The 21,537-nt window shown below is 58.5% G+C and carries 19 protein-coding genes and 1 tRNA gene; 8 read left to right on the top strand and 12 right to left on the bottom strand.

The features are described 5' to 3' along the window. Position 1 precedes the first annotated feature (1 nt). From speA to AC2FJB_RS12795, 7 genes are all read right to left on the bottom strand, one after another. Positions 2–1,891: a biosynthetic arginine decarboxylase gene (speA, locus tag AC2FJB_RS12825; RefSeq protein ID WP_496718803.1), complete on the bottom strand. Its 1,890-nt coding sequence runs from the start codon at positions 1,889–1,891 to the stop codon at positions 2–4. Positions 1,892–1,992: 101 nt separating this feature from the next. After that, positions 1,993–3,078, bottom strand: a complete 1,086-nt coding sequence (locus AC2FJB_RS12820; RefSeq protein WP_496718804.1) for a DUF1513 domain-containing protein — start codon at positions 3,076–3,078, stop codon at positions 1,993–1,995. 3 nt (positions 3,079–3,081) lie between these two features. After that, positions 3,082–4,092, bottom strand: a complete 1,011-nt coding sequence (locus AC2FJB_RS12815; protein WP_496718805.1) for an imelysin family protein — start codon at positions 4,090–4,092, stop codon at positions 3,082–3,084. Between the two features lie 3 nt (positions 4,093–4,095). Further along, a complete protein-coding gene (locus AC2FJB_RS12810) occupies positions 4,096–5,643 on the bottom strand; it encodes a di-heme oxidoreductase family protein (protein WP_496718806.1) in 1,548 nt (515 codons plus the stop codon). Further along, the gene (gene bfr / locus AC2FJB_RS12805) at positions 5,603–6,088 is read right to left on the bottom strand and encodes a bacterioferritin (RefSeq protein WP_117868071.1); all 486 of its coding nucleotides are present in this window, start codon (positions 6,086–6,088) and stop codon (positions 5,603–5,605) included. The genes AC2FJB_RS12810 and bfr overlap by 41 nt, the downstream gene beginning before the upstream one ends. Continuing rightward, entirely contained in the window at positions 6,036–6,329 is a 294-nt protein-coding gene (locus AC2FJB_RS12800; protein WP_496683471.1) for a (2Fe-2S)-binding protein, read from the bottom strand. The genes bfr and AC2FJB_RS12800 overlap by 53 nt, the downstream gene beginning before the upstream one ends. Positions 6,330–6,415: 86 nt before the next feature. Next, the gene (locus tag AC2FJB_RS12795; RefSeq protein WP_496718807.1) at positions 6,416–7,687 is read right to left on the bottom strand and encodes an imelysin family protein; all 1,272 of its coding nucleotides are present in this window, start codon (positions 7,685–7,687) and stop codon (positions 6,416–6,418) included. 249 nt (positions 7,688–7,936) lie between these two features. Here AC2FJB_RS12795 and AC2FJB_RS12790 point away from each other — a divergent pair, with 249 nt between their 5' ends. Continuing rightward, on the top strand, positions 7,937–8,494 hold the full coding sequence (locus AC2FJB_RS12790; RefSeq protein ID WP_496718808.1) for a ZrgA family zinc uptake protein: 558 nt from the start codon (positions 7,937–7,939) through the stop codon (positions 8,492–8,494). A 479-nt stretch (positions 8,495–8,973) separates the two neighbouring features. Here the strand turns inward: AC2FJB_RS12790 and AC2FJB_RS12785 are convergent, their stop codons facing one another. Then, positions 8,974–9,924, bottom strand: a complete 951-nt coding sequence (locus tag AC2FJB_RS12785; protein WP_496718809.1) for a GlxA family transcriptional regulator — start codon at positions 9,922–9,924, stop codon at positions 8,974–8,976. A 168-nt stretch (positions 9,925–10,092) separates the two neighbouring features. Here AC2FJB_RS12785 and AC2FJB_RS12780 point away from each other — a divergent pair, with 168 nt between their 5' ends. Genes AC2FJB_RS12780 through AC2FJB_RS12765 form a run of 4 tightly spaced genes read left to right on the top strand, consistent with a single transcriptional unit; the run spans position 10,093 to position 14,567 of the window. Then, positions 10,093–10,803 carry a GntR family transcriptional regulator gene (locus tag AC2FJB_RS12780; RefSeq protein WP_496683481.1) on the top strand — a complete coding sequence of 237 codons (711 nt, stop codon included), beginning with the start codon at positions 10,093–10,095 and terminating at the stop codon, positions 10,801–10,803. A gap of 7 nt (positions 10,804–10,810) precedes the next feature. Further along, positions 10,811–11,728: a dihydrodipicolinate synthase family protein gene (locus AC2FJB_RS12775; protein ID WP_496718810.1), complete on the top strand. Its 918-nt coding sequence runs from the start codon at positions 10,811–10,813 to the stop codon at positions 11,726–11,728. Between the two features lie 5 nt (positions 11,729–11,733). Further along, positions 11,734–13,230 (top strand): aldehyde dehydrogenase, encoded by a 1,497-nt coding sequence (locus AC2FJB_RS12770; RefSeq protein WP_496718811.1) that lies wholly within the window; start codon positions 11,734–11,736, stop codon positions 13,228–13,230. After that, the gene (locus AC2FJB_RS12765; RefSeq protein ID WP_496718812.1) at positions 13,227–14,567 is read left to right on the top strand and encodes an NAD(P)/FAD-dependent oxidoreductase; all 1,341 of its coding nucleotides are present in this window, start codon (positions 13,227–13,229) and stop codon (positions 14,565–14,567) included. Before AC2FJB_RS12770 ends, AC2FJB_RS12765 begins: the two co-directional genes overlap by 4 nt. Before the next feature lie 2 nt (positions 14,568–14,569). Here AC2FJB_RS12765 and AC2FJB_RS12760 read toward each other — a convergent pair whose 3' ends face one another. The 3 genes from AC2FJB_RS12760 to AC2FJB_RS12750 all read right to left on the bottom strand — a co-directional run bounded on the left by AC2FJB_RS12760 (position 14,570) and on the right by AC2FJB_RS12750 (position 17,302). After that, positions 14,570–15,229, bottom strand: coding sequence for an SDR family NAD(P)-dependent oxidoreductase (locus AC2FJB_RS12760; protein ID WP_496718813.1), 660 nt, complete (start codon positions 15,227–15,229; stop codon positions 14,570–14,572). A 171-nt stretch (positions 15,230–15,400) separates the two neighbouring features. Then, entirely contained in the window at positions 15,401–15,619 is a 219-nt protein-coding gene (locus AC2FJB_RS12755) for a hypothetical protein (protein WP_496718814.1), read from the bottom strand. Between the two features lie 135 nt (positions 15,620–15,754). Next, entirely contained in the window at positions 15,755–17,302 is a 1,548-nt protein-coding gene (locus AC2FJB_RS12750; protein WP_496718816.1) for a trimethylamine methyltransferase family protein, read from the bottom strand. 229 nt (positions 17,303–17,531) lie between these two features. On the opposite strand from AC2FJB_RS12750, the gene AC2FJB_RS12745 reads away from it, so the two are divergent. The 3 genes from AC2FJB_RS12745 (at position 17,532) to AC2FJB_RS12735 (ending at position 20,140) form a co-directional block, all read left to right on the top strand. Beyond that, positions 17,532–19,004: a flavin-containing monooxygenase gene (locus tag AC2FJB_RS12745; protein WP_496718817.1), complete on the top strand. Its 1,473-nt coding sequence runs from the start codon at positions 17,532–17,534 to the stop codon at positions 19,002–19,004. After that, positions 19,005–19,991, top strand: a complete 987-nt coding sequence (locus tag AC2FJB_RS12740) for an alpha/beta fold hydrolase (protein ID WP_496718818.1) — start codon at positions 19,005–19,007, stop codon at positions 19,989–19,991. A 72-nt stretch (positions 19,992–20,063) separates the two neighbouring features. Next, positions 20,064–20,140: transfer RNA gene (locus AC2FJB_RS12735), tRNA-Met, on the top strand. A gap of 706 nt (positions 20,141–20,846) precedes the next feature. Here the strand turns inward: AC2FJB_RS12735 and AC2FJB_RS12730 are convergent. Further along, positions 20,847–21,293 (bottom strand): helix-turn-helix domain-containing protein, encoded by a 447-nt coding sequence (locus AC2FJB_RS12730; protein ID WP_496718819.1) that lies wholly within the window; start codon positions 21,291–21,293, stop codon positions 20,847–20,849. Positions 21,294–21,537 lie beyond the last annotated feature (244 nt).

The following is a 21,537-nucleotide window of genomic DNA, read 5'->3' as shown; positions in this document are numbered from 1 at the left end:
GTTATTCGTAATAGGTGTAGCCGTTGATCGAGTCGCGATAGGCGCTCATCAGGGTTTTGCGGTCCTTAGCTTTCAGAGTACCGGTCGAGATCGCCTCGTCCACCATTTTGCGGAAGGCGGCGACGCAGTCGGTCGGATCGAACTCGACATAAGACAGCACCTGGCTGATCGTGTCGCCTTCTTGCTCGTGCAGCAGATCAAAACCACCGTCGGAGCGGAGGTCGATTGTGACAACGTTGGTGTCGCCAAACAAGTTGTGCAGATCGCCGAGTGTTTCCTGATAAGCGCCGACGAAGAAGACGCCCATGAAGTATTCATCCTCTTCCGGCAGGGAATGCACCGGCAAGCTGGGCGAGACGCCATCAGCCAGAATGAACCGGTCGATCTTGCCGTCGCTGTCGCAGGTGATGTCGGACAGAACCGCGCGGCGGTCTGGCGTCTTGTTCAGCCCCTGCAACGGCACAATTGGGTGCAGCTGGTCGATCGCCCAGACGTCGGGCAGGGATTGGAACAGCGAAAAGTTGCAGTGGTAGATATCGGCCACTTTCTCGAGCTGGTCGTCCACGTCGGTTTCCAGATCGTCACTGGCTGCCAGTGCCTTGAGGCGGGCCATCAGCGACAGATAGATCCGTTCGGCGCGGGCCATCTGGCGCAGGTCTACGTACCCACGGCGGAACAGGGCGCGCAATTCGTTGCGGTAGAAATTGGCGTCGTTCCAGCATTCCTGAAGCCGATCTTTGCTGAGATAGCCGTGCACCGCGGCAAGGTCCGAAACCATGTGATGATCGTCGGGTTCAACCTCCGGGCCGTTGGGCGCATCGTACAATGTGCTTTCCAACACGTTGAACACCAGCATCGACGACGTCGCCACCACAGCACGACCGCTTTCGGTGACCAGCGTGGGGTGGTCGATCCCGGCCTCATCCATCGCGTAGGCCACGGTTTCCACGACATTGGCGCAGTATTCCTCGACCGTGTAGTTGATCGAGTTTTCAGCCGCCTTCTTTTCACCGGTGTAATCCACCCCCATGCCACCGCCCAGATCCAGATGGGTCAGTGGCACGCCCTCGCGGGTCAGTTCGGTGTAATAGCGGCAGGCCTCGCCCACCGCGCGGCGCACGTCGTTGACGTCCTGTACCTGCGATCCCAGATGCGAGTGCTGCAATTTCAGGCAATGCAGTAGGCCCGCGTCGCGCAGCTTGTCCACAGTGGTCACCAGTTGATCGGTGTTCATGCCAAAGGCTGACCGGTCACCCGAGCTTTCTTCCCATTTGCCACTGATCTGGTTGGTCAGTTTCACCCGCACACCAATCAGCGGTTCGATCCCCAATTCCTTGTAGACTTCGATCACCGTGTCGGCCTCTTTCGGGCTTTCCAGAACGATCACCGTGTTGAAGCCGATCTTGCGGGAAAGGGTTGCCAGTTGGATGAACTCGGCATCCTTGACCCCGTTGCACACGATCAGCGCTTCGCTGGCCAGGCGATGCGCCAGCGCGATCACCAATTCGGGTTTGGACCCGGCCTCGAGCCCATAGTTGTATTTCTTGCCGAATTCGACGATCCGGTCGACGACCTGTGCCTGCTGGTTCACCTTGATCGGGAACACACCGCGATAGCTGCCCCTGTAGCCCACGCGGGCGATAGCATCCCGGAAGCTTTCGTTCAGATGCGCGATCTCGTGTTCCAGGTAGGAAGAGACGCGCAGAACCATCGGGGCCTTGATGCCGCGGTCGTCCAGGTCGCTGAGAATGCCGGGCAAGCTGATCGCATCAACGTCGGGCGCCAGGGGATTCCGCAGACCGATTTCGCCCCGCTCCGTCACCTCGATGAGGCCTTTGCCCCATTTTTCAACCCCGTAGATGGAATGCGGTGCGTCCGGCGTCTGTTTCAATCAAGTCGGTCCTTAACCTAGGAGTGCCAGTTTCGCGACCGCCAATACGGCAGCTGTTTGATTCTTCCAAGTGTAAACTATGTGCCAGAGAAAACCGAGTTTTACGCAGGGCGACGGATCGGGATCAGGTGGTTGTCCCACTGACACTTCGCGCGGGACCGGATCACAGGGGGCGCAGTGGTCAACGCGCCAAACACACCGGTTCCGGTGGTGAAAACCAAACCGCTGATGCCGGATCCAAGACCGCAGACATCCTGAAGTTCGAATGCATCCCTGAATGTGCCACTGGCCACATCGAACCGATGCAGCGCGTTGCCGCGCGGGCAGGTGATGGCGATAGTTGCGCCATCCGCCGAGAACGCGATGCTGCCCGCATAACCCTGTAGCGGGCTCTGATCCTGCACAGGCGCTGACAGAAGGTGCGGGGTCTCCCCCTGACGGTGCAGACCCAGCAAAGGCGGATGTTCGGCTTTGCTGCCCTGCCACTGCATCGCAAAGCCCACCAGCCCGTCGCGACGGACCGCCAGATGGCGGATCGAGTTCTTGTGAAGCGCAGGCGTAAGCGACACCTGTTCCTGAACCAGGCCCGACAGGGAAAGGTATGTCAGATTGGGCCCCATCGTCGGCAGGTTCAGCTTCGTGCGCCCGGTTTCGGGGTGGGTTTCGATCCCGCCATTGGCAATCACAAGCGTTTTTCCCCCCGGCATCAGCCGCATGTCATGCGGCCCGACCCCGCCGGACGGGAATTCGCCCAAGCGCGCAAAGGTTTCTGCGTCCCAGACGCCTATGATACCTTCTCCAGCCTCGTAATCGTTTTCCGTGGCGAAGAAAATCGCGCCATCGGCTGAAAAAGTACCGTGACCATAGAAATGCCGACCTTCCGGCGTCATCAGCCGCGCGACCGGTGATCCCGTCACGCAATCAATCACCACGGCAAAGGTGCCCGGACGGCGCGCAAAGGCAACGGCCTGTGCCTTGACCGGATGCGCCGCCGCCGCATGCCCACGCGCGGGCAGGGGCACGGAAAAGAGGAGTGTTCCCAGTGCATCCAGCCCGGCCAGTCGATACGAATCATCCGGAAACAACCCTGCGGCCAGAAACTCCGGCCTGCCCACCGAGGCCCATCCATGGATCGGAGGCAGAGAGGTTGCGGCAAGCCCTGCAAGGAAGCGGCGACGCGATGTCATTGTTCAGTCCCCATCCAGCGAATTGAAGCCTGCGCTGATGCCCAGTGTCGGGCCAAGTTCGGATGAAGCAATGGCACGGATGTCATGGATAGACTGTTGCAGGGCCTCGATTCGGACCCGGGCTTGTGGGTCCGCGACTCCGGCCAGAGCAGGGTCTTCGATGGATTGGGCGTTCTCGATCGCGCGCGCAAAGGCGGCATCCAGATCGGCGGCAATTTCGGGGTGATCAAAGGCCAACCGCGCCGCAAGATCACGAAGGGCCATCAGCGAAAGCTCGACATGGCGCAATGACCGCTCCGACCGCCACGCTTCGGCGCGGTTGGGGCGCGGGCGATCGAACGTGCCCAACGGGCGACCAAGCCGTGTGTCGGCCGTGAATTCAAGACCCGTGGACAAAGCCTTGAACAGCTCCTGCATGGCTTCGTCCTGTGTTCGGTAGCGGCTGTTCTCGTCGGGCCGCGTCAGGCTGGGGGCATAGCCTTGCCAGTCCTCGGCCATCGCCCGGGCATTGGCATCAATGTCTGCCGAGATCGCCTGAATCAGCGCGCAGCGGTATTCCGTGTTGCCCTGGTCTGCAAAGACGGGATCGAACAGCATCCGTTCGAGCGCAAAGAATCCGCGCCCCGCTATGGATGTCTCGGCATAGGCTTTCGGGTCTTGCACGGCGTCATCCTCGGCCGCGATATGCTGGGACAGGGCCTTTGAGGTGAACCCTTTCGTATCGGGCCAGAACGCCATGGCAAACGCACGATCGTCGACCTCGGTTGGACCGAACCGCAGGTGGCTGGCGGAAATCCAGCTGTCGAAGGCCGCATCATAAGCAGCTCGCAGCGCCGGTGAGGTCGGATCGCAATCCACCCGTGATGCACTGACCAGAGCACCGGCTGTTTCCGGCAGTTTGCCGAACCGGGGCAGGATATGTGTCTCCGTCACGTCCATCAGAATCGGTGCATGATCCTGCGCTTGGGTGGCAAGCGGCATCATCAACGCGGCAACAAGGGTAAGAATACGCATGGGTCAGAGGCTCTCCAGAAAACGGATTAGGGCGTCGCGGTCAGTTTTCGGCATTGACACAATTGCATCCCGCGCGGCCTGGGCTTCGCCCCCGTGCCACAGTATCGCCTCGAGCAGATTGCGTGCTCGCCCATCATGCAGAAACTGCGTGTGGCCCGAGACGCGTTTGGTCAGACCTATGCCCCACAGCGGCGGCGTCCGCCATTCGCGACCCGTCGCGCGGGCCTCGGGGCGGTGATCCGCCAGATCTTCGCCCATGTCATGCAGCAGCAGGTCGGTATAAGGCCAGATCAGCTGAAAACTGTGCTCGGGCCGATCTTCCAGCCGGTGGGTGACATGGGCCGGAGTATGACACGATGCGCAGCCAGTGGTGTGAAACACCTCTTTGCCGCGGAGCACGTCGGGATCGTCTACGTCTCGGCGACCGGGCACACCCAGATTTCGGCTGTAGAAATCCACCAGGTCCATGCTCTGCTGATCGATCTCGAACTCGCGGGTATCGGTGTCGCCATGCGGGGCCTCGACGCAGTTCACCTGCAAGTTCGTGCAGTCCCCCTGAGGTGCCGGGTAAAGCGGGCTTGAAATACCGATATCCCCGGCAAAGGCTGCGGCAGATAGCTCCATGACTGTCGGCATGCCTGCCTTGTGCCCAAACCGTCCCATCATGGGCGCACCGTATTCAACAGACCAGACGATGTTCGGACGGCCCGAGATGCCATTCCCATCCACGTCATCGGGGTCAGCCTTGGCCAGCAGGTCGTCGACCGGGATCGCCTCCAGCAGCCCAAGCCCGATCATCTGCGGTGCGACCCGCGGGCTCAGCATCGCATCGGGGTGCAGCGGGCCATACCCCAGCTCATCCGCCCGATAGGTCGGGCGGCGCAGAGCGGCGGTTTCACCGTCAGAAAGCTCGATGCGGATTTCCTCATACGAAATACTCAGCCGATATTCCGCCGGATGCCCGGCCAGCGCGAAGTCCTGCATCTGCCCGCCATAGTTGGGTTCGGGCAGGGTGGCGATGTAATCATCTATGCCGGCATACCCGTCTTCTGGCGTGTCGGGAATCGAGACCCGAAGAAACATTGAGACCGCGTTGTCATCAGGTCCGTTTGGGGTGTGCCCGCGCCCATCCTTGATGTGGCAACGCTGGCAGGATCGCGCGTTATATAGCGGCCCCAAGCCGTCAGAGGCCAACGTGGATGATGGTGACGAAACCCAGATTTTCTTGAACAACCCGTTGCCGACTTTGAACTCCAACTCCTTTTCGAAGCTCAGGTTGCCTGAGGGTTGTGAAAACGCATCCGCGTCGTTGCGGACCCGGACAGTCGCCGCCCCGGCAGAGAGTTCTTCGAACGGCTGCGACACGCCATAATCCTGCGGGGGCGCGGTCACGGCCGCAATGCGGGCGCGTTCCTCGTCGGTGCGGGGGGTGAAATTCAGATGCAGGTCCCGCAGCTCGGCTGACAGGGAAGGGGTGGCCGCGAGGGCGACCACCGACAAGGCAAGAAGGCTACTCGCCTTCGTCCATTTTCGATGCGTTGAGTTGCGCATAATTGGCTTCGCCGATCCTTTCATACAGGTCGAGCTGCGTTTCGAGGAAGTCGATATGTCCCTCTTCATCGGACATCAACTGTTCGAACAGCGACATGGAGACATAGTCGCCGGCCTCCCGACAATAGTCGCGCGCTTCCTTGTAAAGAGCCCTTGCGTCAATTTCGGCGGCCAGGTCGCATTCCAGCGTTTCCTTCGGTGTCTGACCGATCCGCAATGGGTCCAGCTTCTGAAGGTTGGGGTGGCCTTCCAAAAATATGATCCGTTCGATCAACTTGTCCGCGTGGCCCATCTCTTCGATGCTTTCCTCGCGGCTTTTCTTGGCCATATGGCCAAGCCCCCAGTCTTCCTGCAGGCGGTAATGCAGCCAATACTGGCTTACGGCCGTAAGTTCATGCCGCAGAGATTTGTTCAGATATTCGATGACCTTTGGATCGCCCTTCATCAGCTTTCTCCTGTGTTGCTCCGGCACGCAATGTGCGGAGTTGCATCGGTACGTCCAGATTACTGGCTGCCTGCATTGTGTCTAGGAACAGCGGCATGCACCCGCCGCAATCCGCCGACTTCCCAAGGGCATGGTAGATTTTGCCGGGGGTGATGATGGTTCGCGGGTCTGCTCTGCGCATCCAGTCAATGGCTGCGCGGATGTCGTGATCGGATATGTTGGTACAGTGGCAGACAATCATTGGTCTTGGCTCGTTTCGCCGCCTTTACAGACGATCAGAAAGGGTTGCTCGGGCCGGAAAGCAACCCCCTCCGGCCCGCTTGGGAATCAATGGAAGACGGCGTCCGGGTTATCCAGGCTGTCTGACCCTTCAAACGCAACCCCGTCCAGCTCCAGCGCGGTAACGATGCGCTCGATGGTCTTGGTCTGATCGACCAGACCGTTGACGCCGCCCATAATCAGGGCCTCACCGCCTTTGTTGCCGCGCTCAAGCATCTGGTCGTAGGCAAATCCTGCCTCGGCTGTTGTCTTGATCTTGCCCAGGGCCTGCATGGTGGCGGCCAGTTTCGCTTTCATCTCGGTATCCAGCGCCGGATCGGTGGCGATGACCAGATCGGCCAGAGACGCGCCCGAAACCGGGGTGCCATCGATGCGGGTATAGCTGCCCAGATAGACGTTCTGAATGCCCAGGCCGTCAAAGTAATGGCTGTTATGTGTGTTGTCCGAGAAGCAGTCATGCTCCTCCTCGGGATCGTTCAGCATCAGGCCAAGGCGCATGCGTTCACCGGCTTGCTCACCATACGACAAAGAGCCCATGCCGGTCAGGATCGCGCTGACACCTTCTGCTTCGTTCTCCATCAAGGCTGCGCGTGCCGCACCGCCGTCTTTCCACTGATCCGCCATCCATGCCAAGTCGCTGACCAGCAGTTCGGTCGCAGCGCTCAGGTATTGTGCACGACGGTCACAATGGCCGCCGGTACAGTCCTCGTCCTGCGCGTAATCGGTGGCCGGGCGGTTGCCGGCACCGGCGCCATGGCCGTTCATGTCCTGGCCCCACAGAAGGAATTCAATGGCGTGATAGCCGGTTGCGACGTTCGCCTCGATACCATCTGCTTCGTGCAACGTGTCACTCAGCAGTTCGGGGGTAATTTCGCCGGCATCAATGGTCTCGCCCGACAGTTGGAAGCTGGGATTGGCGATGACGTTCAGCACAGCAAACTCGTTTTCGTCCGTCGCGCCGCCATAAGCCGCGTCAACATAGTCGATCAAACCTTCATCCAAAGGCCAGGCGTTCACCTTGCCTTCCCAGTCATCAACGATGGCATTGCCGAAGCGATAGACTTCCGTTTGCTGATAAGGGACACGCGCAGCAACCCAGGCCGCGCGCGCCGCGTTCAGCGTTGCGTCCGACGGATCGGCGATCAGTGCGTTGACCGCATCCTGCAACTTCCTGGCTGAAATCAGGCTGTCTTCAAATTTGGCTTCCGCAATATTGGCATAGGTGTTCAGTACATCCGCCTTGGTGGGGGCATCACCCGAGATTGCGGTGGTTGCCATGAAAAACGTCAGAGCGCTGGCAGTGGTGAATAACTTGGTCATAGGAGTTTGGTGCTTTCCTGTCAGAACTGTCGGATCGTGCGGGAATACCCCGCGGTTTTCGCGGAGAAATAACTGAGTTATTTAGTCAATAATGTCAACCTGAGTTTTATTGTCGGATATAAGTGGGAGCTGTTGAACCCAGCAAGCCTCCCCATATCTGGCGGGCTCCGATCCGAGGGTTAACATTGCGTGGCGGGTGATTCGCGTTAAAATCACTGTTGTGATTCTGTTCTAGGCGGTTGTTGGTTAATGAAGTGCTCTGTTCTGGCCTTGTCTCTCTTCCCGGCAGCTCTTGCTGCTCAGGAGACGCAGATCACGTCCACCCATCACCATGGGTCCGGCCAATTGGATATCGTGCTCACAGATACCGATTTTTCGCTGTCCCTCAGGGTTCCAAGCATTGATATCATCGGGTTCGAAACCCCGGTGGCAAATGACGACGAGCGTACACGAGTCGCCATCGCGATTTCCGAACTGTCCAAGCCGCTGGATCTGTTTGTCGTCCCGTCCGAGGCTGTGTGCTTTACCGTTTCCGCCAATGTTATCCTGACGCATGATATCTCGGGGAGCCAGGACACCGCGGGTGAAGGGGTCGCGTCATCCGCGCCGGATGAACATTCGGAATTCCAGGCCGATTACGTTGTTCAATGTCAGAATATGGATGCGCTGAACACAATAGAATTTGCGTATTTCCAGCGGTTCAGCGGGACAAGGAAGCTGAACGTTCGCGTCGGATCAGACGCAGCGACCAGCACCCACGAAATCACCCGTGCCGCGCCTAGTCTGGATGTGGCGCAGATCCGCTAGAGATGGCACTTGGACGCCTGTTTGGCGTTTCAAATGCAGAACCGATGTTGTTGACCCAAGACTACCCCGTCCATGTCCGGGACGCCGCGCGGAAATCGAACACGCCAGATTGAAACCAGAAAAGCTGGTCCCCGGCGCGGGCCTGAAAGCAACAAAGGAACGAAGTCCATCATTTGTAGTTTTGTTGCAATTGGTTATGGTCTTCGTGGGTGCCGGATTTCGCTGAATCAGCAGTCTCGAATTGAGGCAAAGATTAACGAATAAGGGCACAAGAAACTCATGTATGACAAGTTCTCGCAAAACTTATGCCAATATCCAGATCTATAGGTTCATCATCCTGCCGATCTGTTGACTAGTCCGGTTTTAATGAGGGGGTATCTCGGCAGGGTTAGGGGGATGCCCGTTCAGGCCCGTTATAGGCCGATGAAGCGCGGCATCCCCTGCCGTATCGGTCGGGGCAAATCCACCACCAGACAATGTCAGTCGATCTTGTTGCGCTGCGCGTGCGGGGTAACGCCAAAGCTTGACCTGTAGACACGCGAAAAATGGCCCGGGTTTTCAAATCCGCAGGCCACGGCGACCTCGGTGACGGACGCTTCGGTCTGAAGCAACAGTTTCTGGGCGCGCTCCAGCCGCATTTCCATGAAGTACTTCTTGGGTGACGTGTTCAGGTATTTTCCAAACAACCGCTCAAGCTGCCGCGTTGAAATGCCAAGCTTTTCCGCGATGAACGAGGGGGAAACCGGGGTTTCAATACTGCCCTGCATGATGGTGATCGCCTTGGCGAGGTGCGCATTGCGCATACCGTTGCGTGACTGAAGGGAAACCCTTTGTTTGGCCGTGGCATTGCGTACCGCGTTATAGACCATCTGATCCGCCACATCGATGGCCAGTTCCTCGCCGTGATCGCGTTCGATCAGATGCAGCATCAGGTCAGCCGTTGCGGTCCCGCCAGATGCGGTAATGTGCTTTTCATCGGCCACGAACACGCTGCGCACCAGATTGACCTCGGGAAAGGCCTCCATGAACGCGTCGTGGTACTCCCAGTGGATCGCTGCCTGCATTCCGTCAAGAAAACCAGCCTTGGCCAGCACCCATGCCCCCGAGCACAGGGCGCCGATTTTCGTACCGCGCGCGCGTTCGCGGCGCAGGGTTGCAAGCAGAGGGCGTGTGACGTGGTCACGCATGTGAATGCCCGACAGGACAAACAGCTGATCACATTTGGCCAGACCCTGAAGACCGGAATGCACCAGCGTGACGGATCCGTTCGAGCACACGGCCTGCTCGCCATGTTCGGACACAATAGACCAGCGGTACAGTTCTTCACCACTCACCAGATTGGCGATCCGCAACGGTTCGACCGCGCATGAAAACGCAAGATGCGAAAACTCCTCGACAAGGATGAATGTGATGTGCCGCGTCTGAGGCATGAGCAATACCGTTTGCAAGCTGGGACAACGCCCAAAACATGAGTCTATTTCGCCGGCTTCCATGCTGCACGAATTTTAATTGTATACAAGTTGTATTTTTATAGAATACAAAACTGTGACCGCACGCGATTCGACCGCAGACGCCGAACAGAAGGATGAGGCCAAAGCATGAAAGACGAAGCCAAGTCTCGCAAAAGCGCGCTAAGAGAGCACCTGAAAGTGTCCATCCTGACGCTGCGCCTGCGCCCGGGCGCCGATCTGGACGAGGCGCATCTGTCGGACGAATTCGGACTGTCGCGCACGCCGCTGCGCGAGGTGTTTCGTCAGTTGGCTGGCGAGGGTTACCTGGACTTGCGGACAAACCGCAGCGCCCGGGTTTCGGAGATGTCCTACACCACCCTGCGCGACTTCTTCCTTGCCGCGCCGATGGTATACGGAGCGATCCTGCGTTTGGCGGCTTTGAATGCGACGAACGCCCAGATCAATGATTTGAAAGAGGCCCAGCAGGCTTTCAAGGCGGCCCTTCGGTCCGGGTCCGGCGAGGACCGTGCCTTGGCCAACAACCGCTTTCATGACGTGACGGGCGAAATGTCCGGAAATGTCTACCTGCTGCCTTCGTTCAACCGGCTGCTGATCGATCACGCCCGGATCGGTATGACGTTTTATCGGCCACAGACTGGTGAAATGTCGGAAAACCTGTCGCTGGCCAGCCAGCAGCATGACGCGATTATCGCAGCCATCGAGGCGCGCGATGAAGCGGCGGCGGCGCAGCTGGCGGAAGATCACTGGAACCTGTCACGCGATCAGATTGAATTGTTCGTGATGCCTGACGCGCTGGATGTCCCGATGGGCGTCCCGCCCCTTTCGAAACCTGCATGAGGACGGAATGAACCCGATTTTCAAGTTTGAGGGGATCTATACCCCTGTGGTCACGCCTTATCACGACGATGGCAGCGTGAATTGGGACGCCTTGTTCGACGTGATCGAATACCTGATCGAGAATGGCGTGCATGGCCTGATCTCGGGTGGTTCGACCGGCGAGAACTATGCCCAGACTGTGGAAGAACGGCTGGAACTGGCCAGATTCACGCATGAGCAGTTGAAGGGCCGGTTGCCATTGGTGGTTGGCACAGGCGCGATGCTGACGCCGGATTCTATTGCTCTGGCTTCGGGCGCACGTAAGATCGGCGCAGACGCAATCCTGCTGGCCAGTCCGCCATATTCAGTGCCAACCGACCGCGAGAATGCGTTGAACGCGCTGGCTATCGACAGGGCCGCCGATCTGCCTGTGATGCTGTACAACTACCCGCACCGCACCGGTACGATAATGGGCGAAGAGTTCCTTGACCGTGTGGGCCGCAGCCGGAATTTCTGCGGCATCAAGGAAAGCTCGGGCGATATCAACCGGGTGCATTTGCTGGCCCGCGACTATCCACATATCCAACTTGGTTGCGGTATGGATGATCAGGCGCTCGAGTTCTTTGCCTGGGGCGCGCCGTTCTGGGTGTGCGGCGGGTCGAACTTCCTGCCTGCTGAACACGTGGCTCTGTATCGGGCCTGCGTGGTTGAAGGCAATTTCGCGAAAGGTCGCCGGATCATGTCCGCGATGATGCCGCTGATGCGGGTGTTGGAACAGGGTGGAAAGTTCATCCAGACCATCAAGCATGGCGTTACCATGAACGGGATTGACGCGGGCGCGATGCGGCCTCCGCTAAAAGGTCTGAACAAGGATGACAAGCGCGCGCTGGAACAGGTGACCCGTGTGCTCAAGAAGACAATCGCTGACATTGTGGCTGAGGGGTGAGAGATATGGATCTGCTGACACAGGACGAATACAAATCCATCGCCGCAGGCCTGAACCTGCCGACCGGGGCGTTCATCGACGGGGCATTCCGCCCGTCGATCACGGGTGAAACCTTTGAGACAGTGAACCCGGCTACGGGCGGCAAGCTGGCGGATATCGCATCCTGCGGTGCAGCGGATGTCGACTTTGCGGTCGAAAAGGCGCGTGAAGCGTTTGACGATGGGCGCTGGAGCAAAATGCACCCGTCCGAGCGTAAGGATGTGCTGATCCGGCTCTGCAAGTTGATGACCCGCAACGCCCGTGAACTGGCGGTGATGGAAAGTAAAGACAGCGGTAAGACCATCTATGACTGCGAAACCGTGGACGTGCCCGAAACCATCCACTGTCTGAAATGGCATGCCGAAGCGATCGACAAGATTTACGATCAGGTCTCACCAGCCAGTGACGACCATATCGCCATGGTCGTGCGTGAACCCATTGGCGTTGTAGGGTTGGTCCTGCCGTGGAACTTCCCACTGCTGATGCTGGCGTGGAAGATAGGACCTGCCTTGGCGGCGGGATGTTCAGTGGTTGTGAAACCCGCGGCTGAAACCACGCTGACCGCGCTGCGCCTGGCCGAACTGGCAATGGAGGCTGGCCTTCCCCGCGGCGTACTGAACATCGTACCGGGCGGAGGGGCCGATGTGGGCGAACCCATCGGGCGGCACATGGATATCGACATGGTTTCCTTCACCGGCTCGACGGTGACGGGCAAGCGGTTCCTGACCTATTCGGCGGAAAGCAACGCCAAGGAGGTGGTGCTTGAGATGGGCGGCAAGAACCCCGCCATCGTCATGGACGACGCCGAAAACCTCGACCGGGTGGCGGCGCATGTGGTGAATGGTGCGTTCTGGAACATGGGCGAGAACTGCTCGGCCTCGTCGCGCCTGATCGTGCATAAAGACGTGAAAGCCGAACTGCTGAAACGCATCACGCATCACGCCAAACAGTGGAACATCGGTGACCCGCTGGACCCTGAAACCCGCATGGGCGCGCTGGTCAGCGAAGGGCATTACAACAAGGTCTGCGGATACCTCGATCAGGCTGAAAACGTGGTGATCGGCGGCAAGGCGGACAAGGGGTTTGTCGAGGCTACCGTCGTCGAAGTGCCGGCCAATGACACCGTGCTGGCCCGAGAGGAGATCTTTGGCCCGGTCCTGTCCATAATTGAAGTCTCGGGCTTTGACGAAGCGATCAGGATTGCCAATGACACTGACTACGGCTTGTGTGCCTCGATCTTCACCGCCAACGCCAAGCGGGCCATTCGCGGTGCGCGAGCCATTCGGGCAGGGACTGTTACGGTAAACAGTTTCGGCGAAGGCGACATCACCACGCCGTTTGGCGGCTACAAGCAATCGGGCTTTGGCGGTCGCGACAATTCGATCCATGCGCATGATCAGTACACCCAGCTGAAAACCATCTGGATTGATCTTTCCGACGACGCCGACGAGGCCGTCGATTGACGCGCTTTGAGGCCAAAAGACTGCCCCGGCAGACGGGCCCGGCGGGATGGAATGCCATCCTGCCGCCCCAGGAGCCCCTGCCAGAGCTCGAACAGAACCTGACCGCCGACGTCACCATTGTCGGTGGTGGGTTTGCCGGGCTGACGACGGCGCGGCGGTTGCAACAGCTGGACCCCTCGTTAAAGATCGCTCTATTGGAAGCGGGTAGATTTGCGGATGGTTCGGCGGGGCGGAACTCGGGGTTCATGATCGACCTGCCGCATGATCTGGCCTCGGACAACTACGCAGGCGATGGGTTGGAAGCGGACCGCGCCGCCATTGCACTGAACCGTAAGGCCATCGCATTCGCAACCGAGGTCGCCGCCGATTGCGACCTGCCGCAAGAGATGTTCGACCCTTGCGGCAAACACAATGCAGCCGCCACAAAGGCAGGAGACGCCCATAACCGCGCCTTTGCCGGGCATCTGACCAAACTGGGTGAGCCGCATACGCTGTATGACCAAAAGCAGATGCAAGAGATCACGGGCAGCTCGCATTATGTTTCGGGGCTTTTTGCGCCGGGGACGGTCATGATCCAGCCGGCAGCTTATGTGCGGGCGCTTTCGAACCGCCTGGCCGGTCAGATTGACGTGTTTGAAAACTCTCCTGTCACCAGCTTTGAAAAGCAGGGCACAGGCTGGATCGTCAGCACCGACAAGGCCAGGGTCAGCACCGGGCGGATCATCCTGGCCAACAATGGCCATCTGGAAAGCTTCGGGTTCTACCAGAGGCAGTTGATGCATATCTGCCTCTACGCCTCGATCACGGCCCCGCTGACCGAGGCGCAGATCAAGACACTGGGCGGACAACCGCGCTGGTCGGTGACCCCGGCGGATCCGATGGGCACCTCGGTCCGGCGCATTTCGGGCAGCTACGGGGATCGCATTCTGATCCGTACCGGATCCAGTTTTCACCCGACGATCGAAACCAGCCGGATGCGGTTGCGCAATGCCGGCTGGGTGCATGACCGCAAGTTCCGGGAACGCTTTCCACATCTGTCGGATGTGCAGATGAAACATCGCTGGGCCGGGATGCTGTGCCTCAGCCGCAACGGATCCGCGGCGTTTGGCGAATTGGAGGAGGGCGTGTTCTCGGCCTGCTGTCAGAATGGCCTGGGCATCGCCCGGGGCACTTTGCAAGGCATGGGCATCGCGGAACTGCTGATGCAGGGCGGATCAGAGATCGCGGATCACTTTCTGACGCAGCCGGACCTTCCGCGATTGCCGCCCGAGCCCTTCGCCTCGCTTGGGGCGAACAGCTATTTGATCTGGAAAGAGTGGCGATCTGGTAAAGAGTGAGGTCAAGGCAAGCTCAGCTTGGCCATGCGTCCACCATCTATCGTAAAGACCTGCCCGGTGATGAAACCCGCATCCCCAGACGCCAGAAACGCGACGAGCGCGGCAACTTCTTCAGGCCGCCCTGTTCGGGCCACCGGGTGGATCTTGGCGATGTCGCGACGGAACGCGGACGGGTCGGACATGGATTCGATGAAATCCTCGTTCAACTCGGTATCGATCCATCCCGGCGCAACGGCGTTACAGCGGATATCCCCGGCCCCGTGATCCACGGCAACGGCGCGGGTCAGGCCGTGCAACCCTGCCTTTGAAGTGCAATAGGCGGCGTGACCGGGATTGCTGCCCAAGCCTTCGATGGATCCGATGTTGACGATCGTGCCCTTGGTGTCGCGCAGATACGGCAGCGCAGCTTTGATCATCAGGAGCGGGGTGGTCAGGTTCACCGTCAGAGTGCGGTGCCAGTCCTCAAGACTCATCCCCTCGACCGAGGCTTCCTGCATCATGCCGGCGTTGTTGACCAGCACGTCAAGACGCCCGGCCAGGTCAGTCACTTTGCTGACCACCTGCGCGTGGCTGTCGGTAAGGGTGAAATCCGCAACGACGCCGTAGAATTCCGTGTCTTGGCCACGTTGGGCAGTGAAGTCATGCGCCCCTTCGTCCTGCAAACGTTGGGCGATGGCCCGGCCAATGCCGCTGCGCCCACCCGTGCCCCCGCATTGTGCGGGCGTTGAACGATTGACGCCCCGATGCCACCGGTTGCGCCAGTGACCAAAGCCGATTTTCCATTCAGGTTCGTAAGGTCATCCATTGCTGGACCGATGCGACAGGTGCTCCGATCAGGCCTTCAACAGGAACCACGCCCAGCCCCGGCCCGATTGGCAGTTCGATATGCCCGCCTTTGATTTGGATACCGTTTTCGGGATCGTAGTTGCCTTCGATATATATGGCGAAGCCAGCCAGACACCTTCCAGCAGGTCGGGCCGAACGGTTGCACCGTTATCAGCGACGGTTTTGACCAGCGTGAAATCCAGCGCCCGGACCTTGGCATTGGCCATGGTTTAGGGTCCGTTTTTGACCGGCAGGTCGTGGCTGTGGATGTGCAGTTCGGCAATCTTCATCTTTTGTACTTGTCCTGACCGAAAAAAAACGGCCCACCCGAAATGCGGGCGGGCCAGTAAGGGGAGTGTATATCAGTATGTCTGGTTCAACTCATCCGCCGCCGGGATTTCCCTTTCACGGCGGGCGATATAGTCCAGAAGCGCTTCGTTCCTGGCTTCGTCCAGTTTGGGTTCTTGGTATTCGGCCAGCAATTTCCGTGCATGTTTCAGGGCGCGTTCAGTGATTTCAATTTCACCTTCGGCAACCCATTGTTCGATCGAGTTGTTGTCGAACAGTTCCGGCATGAAGAACGCGGTCTGGAAGTTGTCCTGTGTGTGCGGATGACCCAGATAATGCCCGCCGGGTCCCACATCCGGAATCGCTGCCAAAGCCTCATCGAAGTCGTGCCATTTCGGCCCTTCGGCCATGCGGTAAGCCATCGCGCATTGTTCCGCATCCACGACGAACTTGGCGACCGAGCAATGCATGCCAGCCTCGTTCCAGCCTGCCGAATGCCAGATATAATTGGCCCCGGCGTGAATGACCGCGCTCAGCGTCGTGGCGGATTCGTAGCCTGCCTGCGCGTCAAAGGTCTTGGCCCCGCCCAGCGTGTTCGAGGTGCGCCACGGAACATCGTAAAAGCGCGCCATCTGGCCGATCATGAAGTTCATCAGGCTGATCTCGGGCGTGCCGGCCATGGGTGCTCCGGATTTCATCGAAACGGTCGACAGGTAATGCCCCCAGATCGCAGGGCAGCCCTTGCGGATCACCTGCGTATAGGCCAGCGCCGACAGCGCCTCGGCAGTCAGCTGTGCCACGGTTGCGGGCACCGATGCCGGGGTGTTCGCGCCACCCAGAACAAAGGGCGAGCACAGAACCGGCTGATTGCGGCGGCAGAAGGCCCGCATCGCACCCAGCATGGTTTCGTCCCAGACCAGCGGGCTGTTGCCGTTGCAGTTGCCGGTGGTGACCGGATGATCGTCAATGAAACCTTCGCCGAACAGGATATCGCACATATCCATCACATCCTCGGCGTTCCTGGGCGAGGTGGTCATACCCATGAAGGTCTTGTCCGAATATTTCATCGACGAATAGGTGATGCGCAGATGCCGCTGGCTGATCGGGTGATCATAGGGCTCGACAATGTGATGGGCCGAGCTGTGCAGCGCGGGCATCATGTGCGATAGCTTGTGGAACATCGCCAGATCATCCAGCGTCGGGTTGCGGCGCACATCGTCCAGATCGCGTAGGAATGGCGCCCCGGTCATCGGTACGAAGATCGCGTGCTTGCCCCCCAGCGCCAGGTTCTTTTTCGGATCGCGCGCGTGATAGGTGAACTGCGCCGGAATGCTCGAGATTAGGTCGCGCACCATGTGGCGATCCAGAAAAACCAGCTCTCCATCAACCTTGGCTCCGGCTTTTTTCCAGTCTTCCAGCGCGACGGGGTCGCGGAACTGAACACCGACGTTCTCCAGAATGTCCATCGCCGCATTGTCGATGCGCTCAACCTGGGTCGCGTCCATGACCTCGCACAGCGGGATGCCTCGGGTCAGGCCCGGCAGCATGTCAAAGTTCGGAGCGGAGCGTTTGGCACGGCGGGCAGAACGTCCGCCGGAACGCGTGGCAGTGCGAGTGGTCAAGGGGCAATCCTCCAATTTTGAAACAAACTGACGGATTCGCGGCGCGCCCACCTCTCTGATTGCGATATGTGCTTGCAAGAAGCGACAAAGGTTAAGCCAATCCATTTTTTCATCCATTTGTAACGAAAGGACGCCCGGTCATTTTCCCCTGTGTGACCTACTTCACAGCCAATCAAGTGCATACATCTGCAACAGATAAACGTAAGGTTGATTCTGAAGGCACTCACTCATGCACCACAAAACAGAGATGCTGATCGTCGGCGCGGGGTTTGCCGGGCTGACGATGGCGCTTGAGGCCCGCAAACGCGGTATCAAGGATATCGCGATTTTGGAAAAGGCCGATGATATCGGGGGGACATGGCGCGAAAACACCTATCCCGGTGTCGCCTGTGATGTGCCATCGCATCTGTATTCCATGGCGACCCACCTCAACCCGCATTGGAGCCGCGCGTATGCCGGTGGCGCAGAAATACAGGCTTATCTGCAAAAGGTCGCGCGTCAGGAAGGGTTGTATGACCTGTGCCACTTCGGGCAGGAGCTGAAATCGGCTAGGTGGGATGGAACGCGCTGGCAAGTTGAAACGATGGATGGTCAGCACTGGTCGGCCCGGTTTCTGGTCTCGGCCATTGGTGCACTTCATTATCCCAGCATTCCGGACATCCCCGGCGCAGACAGGTTTCCCGGCCCCAGTTTCCACTCTGCCGAATGGAATCACGATGTCGATCTGACCGGCAAGAGCGTTGCGGTCGTCGGTACCGGGGCGTCCGCTGTTCAGTTTGTACCCGAAATCGCCAGAATTGCAGGCCACGTCACGATCTTTCAGCGCAGTGCGCCTTACGTGATGCCGCGCCCGGACGGCCCGATTGCGCCCTGGGTGCGCAGCCTTTACGCCCGGTTTCCCATTTTGCCGCGCATTCGGCGCAAGTTGATATTCATGATCTTCGAATTTCGCCACCGCGTGTTTCGCGGTGAGGAACGTGCGGTGAATTTTGCCTTGAAAATGTGGCGAAAGGCATTGGAGCGCGCCATCACCGATCCGGCCGAACAACGGATTCTGACCCCCGACTACCGGATCGGCTGCAAACGAATCCTGAGCTCGAACGATTGGTACCCGACCCTGGCCCGCGACAATGTCAGCGTTGTTCCGAAAGGCGTCGCCCGAATTGAAGGTGACACAGTCATCGCGGCGGATGGCACCCAGACCAAGGCGGATGCCTTGATCTGGGGCACGGGGTTTCACGTAACCGACGTGGTCGAGCGTCTGGACATCACCGGCACAGACGGGCTGACGTTGCGCTCTGCCTGGTCGGATGGCATGTGCGCGCATCTGGGTACCGCAATTGCGGGTTTCCCCAATTTCTTCCTCCTTCTGGGGCCGCATACCGGGCTGGGGCATAACTCGGTCGTGCTGATGATCGAGGCCCAGGTTGGCCATATCGGCCGGGTCCTGAGCGAGATGCAGCACAAGGGTCTGTCCGCGATTACTCCTGACTCAGCCAGACAGGCGGCGTTCACACGGGAAATGCACGACCGCCACTCGGACGGCGTCTGGCAGGCCGGGGGCTGTTCATCGTGGTACATGGATGCGGAAGGGCGGAACACGACCCTTTGGCCCGGCACGGTTGCCGAGTTCCAGAAACGCATGGCACAATCGGGGTTGGAACAATACAGACCCGCCGCCCTTGGCAATGGAGAGAGTTGAATGACAACCGTTCTGATCGTGATCGCCGTCTTTGCCGTGGCCCTGTTTGTCACGAACCTGTGGACCCGGAGGATAACACGCCACGGTCTTGAAACCGTGCCACAGCTGGGTCAGATCACACCCGTTCGCGGCGGCAGCATTCACTATGTGGAAAGGGGAAACCCCGACGCACAGACCATCGTCATGATCCATGGCCTGGCCGGGCAGTTGCAGCACTTTACCTATGCGCTGGTGGATCTTCTGGCCGACGACTACCACGTTATCGCGCTGGACCGGCCGGGATGCGGGTATTCAACGCGCGATACGGCCGAGCTGGCGCAATTGCCCCACCAGGCTGGCATGATTGCTGAGTTTCTGGACAAAAAAGGCGTGGACCGCGCCGTTCTGGTCGGCCACTCGCTGGGGGGCGCGGTTTCATTGGCGATGGCACTGGACCATCCGGCCCGGATTGCCGGACTGGCGCTGCTGGCACCGCTGACTCACAAACTGCCCGAAACCCCGGCGATCTTCAAACCGCTCGAGATCCGCTCCGAATGGCTGCGCAGTCTGATCGGCAACACGCTCGCCGTTCCTCTGGCGTCCAAAACCGCGCCGCACACGCTGAGCGCAGCGTTTGACCCAGAGACCCCGCCTGATGACTTTCTGGACCGAGCAGGCGGCGCGCTTGGCCTGCGGCCTTCCGCCTTTATCACAGCGTCTCAGGACGTTGCCGGTGTCGATGCCAGTATAAACACGCAGGTCGCGCGCTATCCGAAACTGACTGTCCCCGGGGGCATCCTGTATGGTCGTCAGGACGCGATACTGTCGCCGCCGCTGCACGGGCCGACAATGGCCGAATTCGGGCTGAGTTATGAAGAGCTGGACGCGTTCGGTCACATGATTCCGATTACTGAGCCCGAAATCTGCGCTGCCTTCATCCGCAGGATGACGGACGCAACCACATCCCCCCGGATGTCCTTGAAGAACAAGCCATCTGGGCACGCGTGAAAGAAATCTTCGGGCTGGTTGATTTCCCTCTTGACCCTCCCGGGCCCCTCGCTTACATCGCCTCTCACTCAAGGCGGAGTAGCTCAGTTGGTTAGAGCAGCGGAATCATAATCCGCGTGTCGGGGGTTCAAGTCCCTCCTCCGCTACCAAAATTCACCTAAGTTGTTGTTTTTATTTAATAAATTTCGATTTAGACCCTTCTTTTCTCTCCCCACCGAAACTCCTAACTCATTGTTTTGCAAGTATATCGCTAAGTATCGGCTAAATTGCCACCGTTTCACACCCCCCGAAAAAGTTGACCAACCAACTTAGAAGTAGGTCAATTGCACTCATTCGTAGATGGGAGGAGCGGAGTGAGATGAAGATAAGAAAAAACTATGTTTGCGTCGGTAATGAGGAAAAAAACCTCCGAACATACCGATCAGAAAGAGCTATTGCTGGAACTGGTCCGTTCGATAGCCAGAGATGAAGCCCGTCGAACTGTTAAAGCTCAGGTGAGAAAAAAATTTCGCAAGCGCCATCTGAAACCTCCAGGCTAATTTGAACATGAGCTCCCCTCAATATTTGTTGGCTATGGTTGACTGAGGCGGGAGTATTAAAGCGCCTCTGTGGTTTGGGCGTCGTCTATAAGTGGACTTCGCAGGCAACGGCCAATGTTGCTAGCAGCAGAAAAGTGTTCACGGAAATCACGCCGAAACTTGAAGATTGGGATGGGGGAACCGCTATCAAATCAAGGGACAATATATGTGTTCCCTTGAGACGCCTGTCTTTAGAGTGTCGCTGGCGATTACTTAGTGCCTTTGAAAGAAAAAACCCCGCCGAAGCGGGGTATTCTCTAGTCCAAAGGGCATCATTCTAGGCAGCAATCAGCTCGTAACGCCCATCATCGGCTTGAATATTGATAGGCTGGTTTTCGTCACCCTTCTCCGTACTCCGGACCAATTTCTCAAGGCCCTCTTCGTAAGGGATTAGTAGCTTCTCTACGGCCAGTTGCCTGATGACGGTTTCAGCCAATGGGTCGATGGCGAATTCGCCTCGCTCCCACCTACCAATTGTTTGTCTTTCGGCGTGAATGAGCCCTGCTAGTTCTACTTGCGTATAGCCCATTTCTGACCTCAAGAAGCGTAACTCCGCACCGCTCATTGCGGACGGGTGTCGAATTATACCCTCGGCAATAGCATTATGCAGATAATTGATGGCAGGAATCTCTATGCAGAGATCGCCATCAGCATCTACCACGGGTTCCAAACCCTTGATGAAAACGTTTTGCAAGCCGCACTCAGTGTAGTGATACTCGCTCATTTTGTTTCCTCCATTAAGGTCCCTGCTCTAGCATGGGCTTCGTCGGCCCACATCACAGTAACCATCTTAACTTTTCATGTGCTGGCATTTGGGATCACCACCAAACGCACAATCCGTCCTTCGCTGTTAGGCGACATACATTCTATGGCGTATTTATAGTAACCGAATGTCCGTCGTCAGGGATTTTGGGACAGATGGCGGCGTAATCTAAGAGAGGATCTGGCTCATCTGTCTGGATTGATTA

The organism is Ruegeria sp. CDSC085 (assembly GCF_059610465.1).
The sequence above is the reverse complement of the archived record's forward strand: the minus strand, read 5'-3'. Positions and strand labels throughout refer to the sequence as shown.